We start from the raw sequence: 2,979 nt of genomic DNA, 5'->3' as shown, positions 1-2,979 counted from the left end.
AGCGATCCTGTATCTGTTCGCGGCCTTCCTGATCCTCACGGGCTGTCGGATGCTGCGCCGCCGCGACGAGCACCTCGATCCGGAGCGCTCGCGCACGTTACGCCTGTTCCGCCGCTACGTTCCGATGACCGACGCCTTCCACGAGCAGAAGTTCTTCGTTCGGATCGGTGGCACGGTGCTGGCCACTCCGCTGCTGGCGGTGCTGGTACTGGTGGAGGTCACCGACATCGTCTTCGCCGTCGACTCCATCCCGGCGATCTTCGCGGTCACCGACGTTCCGTTCCTGGTGTTCACGGCCAACGCGTTCGCCATCCTGGGCCTGCGGGCGATGTACTTCCTTCTCGCCGATCTGATCCACCGCTTCGTCTACCTGAAGGTCGGCCTGGCGCTGGTGCTCGTCTGGGTGGGATTCAAGATGGCGTTGAAGATCGACGTGTTCTACATCCCCACCACGATCTCGTTGGCCGTGGTGACCACGATCATCGGGGCCTCCATCGCTGCGAGCTTGTACGTCACCCGCGGCCGGGGCCGTCAGGCTCCTCCGGTCGCTGCGGCTCCGTTCCGCAGCGCCACTCCGGCGGAACTCGCTGCCGCAGCGCCCCTGTGGGGGTGGAGGAGCACAGGTGCCCCGGCTCGTTCGGGCGATTCCGAGTACCTCGGGGATGGGAACCGAACCACCACAGAAGAGGGGCTCCGGGACTGAGCGCGAGTCTCGGCGGCCTGCAGCGTGAGATCGAAAACGACGGTGGGAACAGATCGCTGGCGGATCCGAGGCAGGGGATCCGACCTATCGACGCCCTCTCGAGGCCCACCGGGTGGCGGACGTCGATATTCGCTCACGTCTCCGAGCTGCGGGCGCGGTCGAGCAGAATGCGCTGCTCCGCTCGCGCCACGGTCCGTCTCGTCTGCGTTGCGGCGTCGGGTGTGACCGACACCGAGGTGATCCCGCGCCGCACGAGATGTTCGGCGAGGTCGGTGCTGGTCGACACGGCCTGCCCGCACAACGACGTCGTCAGTCCCGCGGCCGAGGCTCGTTCGATGATGTGGTCGATCGCGTCGAGCACGGCCGGGTCGAGGGTGTCGAACAGGTCCTTGCACACCTCGGAGTCCCGGTCGACCCCGAGCATCAATTGTGTGAGGTCGTTGCTGCCGATCGACACCCCATGGATTCCGAGTTTCGCGTACTCCGGCAGCCAGTAGACGACGGAAGGGACTTCGGCCATGATCCAGCGCAGCATGCGCTGGTCGGATCCGAGTGGATGCCGGTCGAGTTGGGCGAGGCAGTCCCGGAGTTCCCAGCGGGTGCGCACGAACGGGATCATCAGGTGCACGTTCGGATGTGCACTCCGAACGCGGTGCAGCACATCGAGATCGAGCGAGAACAGTTCAGGATCCCGCACGTACCGGAAGCATCCGCGGTAGCCGATCATGGGGTTCTCCTCGTGGGGCTCGATCTCGCCTCCTTCGAGATCGGCGAACTCGTTGCTGCGCAGATCGATTGCGCGATATAGCACCGGACGTGGCGCGAACGCCGCCGCGATCGTCGCGACGCCTTCCGTCATCTTCTCCACGTACTCGTCGCGACGGCCCTGCGCGATCATGTGCGACGGGTGCTCTCCCGCGAGCGCCTCCGTGATCATGAATTCGGCACGGAGCAGGCCGACGCCGTCGACATCGGTGGCGGCGACCGCCTCTGCCGCATCCGGCGTGGCGAGATTGACGTATACCGCTGTGGCCGTGACGGTCGCAGCTCCGGCAGGCGACGTCGCCGGTGCGGATGTCGTCGCCGCGGGCCGCTCGGCGGTGTGGACCGCCCCGTCGAACACCGCCCCGGCGTTGCCGTCCACGGTGATCAACTGCCCGTCGCGCAGATCGGTGGTGGCGGTCCGGGCACCGACCACGACGGGCTTGCCCAGTTCCCGTCCGACGATGGCGGCGTGGCAGGTGATGCCGCCGCCGTCGGTGACGATGCCACCGGCGCGCCGCAGGATCGGCAGCCAGTCCGGCCGGGTCATGGGGGCCACGATGATCTCGCCGTCGCTCAGACGTTTCCCGTCGACGAGTTCGTGCAGCACCCGTACGCGCCCGGTCGCGGCCCGGGCCGGCGCCGAGGCCGGTCAGCAACGGTCGTGCTTCTCCGTTGCCGGTCGAGGCGGAAGGAGCCGGCTGGTCGAGGGTGGTGATGGGGCGGGTCTGGACGATCCACAGCTCGTTGTTCGCGAATGCGAATTCGAGATCCTGGGGCCGACCGTAGTGTTGTTCGACTCCGGCGGCCAGCCGCGCGACACGGTCGAGCTGATCGTCGTCGAGCACCCGGGTGCTGCGCGTCGGATCGACCGCGACACGACTGTCCCCGGTGTCGGTCGAGGCGATCCGGAACTCCTGGTGACCGAGATGCACGTCGAGCACCTCGAAGGTGTCCTTGGCGACGACGTAGGTGTCGGGCTCCACCTGCCCGCCGACGACGACCTCGCCGAGACCGAGCGCTGCTTCGATCACGATGCGGTCGAGGTCGCCGGTGCGGGGGTCCGCGGTGAATGCCACACCCGAGGACTCGGATTTCACCATGACCTGGACGACCACCGCGATGGACGGTTCGTCGGTGACTCCGCGCAGTCCGCGATAGGTGCGGGCGCGTTCGGACCACAACGAGGCCCAGCACGCTTGCACCGCGCGGACCACTGCGTCGGCGCCGATGATGTTCGTGTAGGACTCGTGGATCCCGGCGAACGACGTGTCGGAGGCATCCTCCGCCGGAGCCGACGACCGCACCGCGACGGGGACATCGGGTCCGAGACGTTCGTAGGCGGAGACGATCGCTGCGCGCATCTCGTCCGGAACGGTCGAATCGGTCACCAGGGCGGCGAGGGCGGCAGACGTGCGGATGAGTGTGGCGTCGTCGATGTCCGGTGCGGGCACCGCCTCGGTGGCCAGCTCGGTTCGTGTTCCGGCAGCCTCCATCGCATCGAGGTAGGCGTC

At 67.6% G+C, this 2,979-nt stretch carries 1 protein-coding gene and 1 pseudogene; one reads left to right on the top strand and one right to left on the bottom strand.

Annotated elements, in window-relative coordinates; translation table 11 throughout:
• Positions 1-703, top strand: a 703-nt coding sequence (locus R1101_RS27725; RefSeq protein ID WP_016935106.1) for a TerC family protein, incomplete at its 5' end; no start/stop codon positions are given.
• A gap of 133 nt (positions 704-836) precedes the next feature.
• On the opposite strand, the pseudogene ppsA reads toward R1101_RS27725, so the two are convergent.
• Positions 837-2,979 (bottom strand): annotated as a pseudogene (gene ppsA / locus R1101_RS27720) (phosphoenolpyruvate synthase); the annotation flags it as partial.

Origin of the sequence: Rhodococcus sp. R1101 (genome assembly GCF_000278445.1) — a bacterium.
GTDB lineage: Bacteria > Actinomycetota > Actinomycetes > Mycobacteriales > Mycobacteriaceae > Rhodococcus > Rhodococcus gordoniae.
This window is presented reverse-complemented; position numbering and strand designations above follow the sequence as displayed.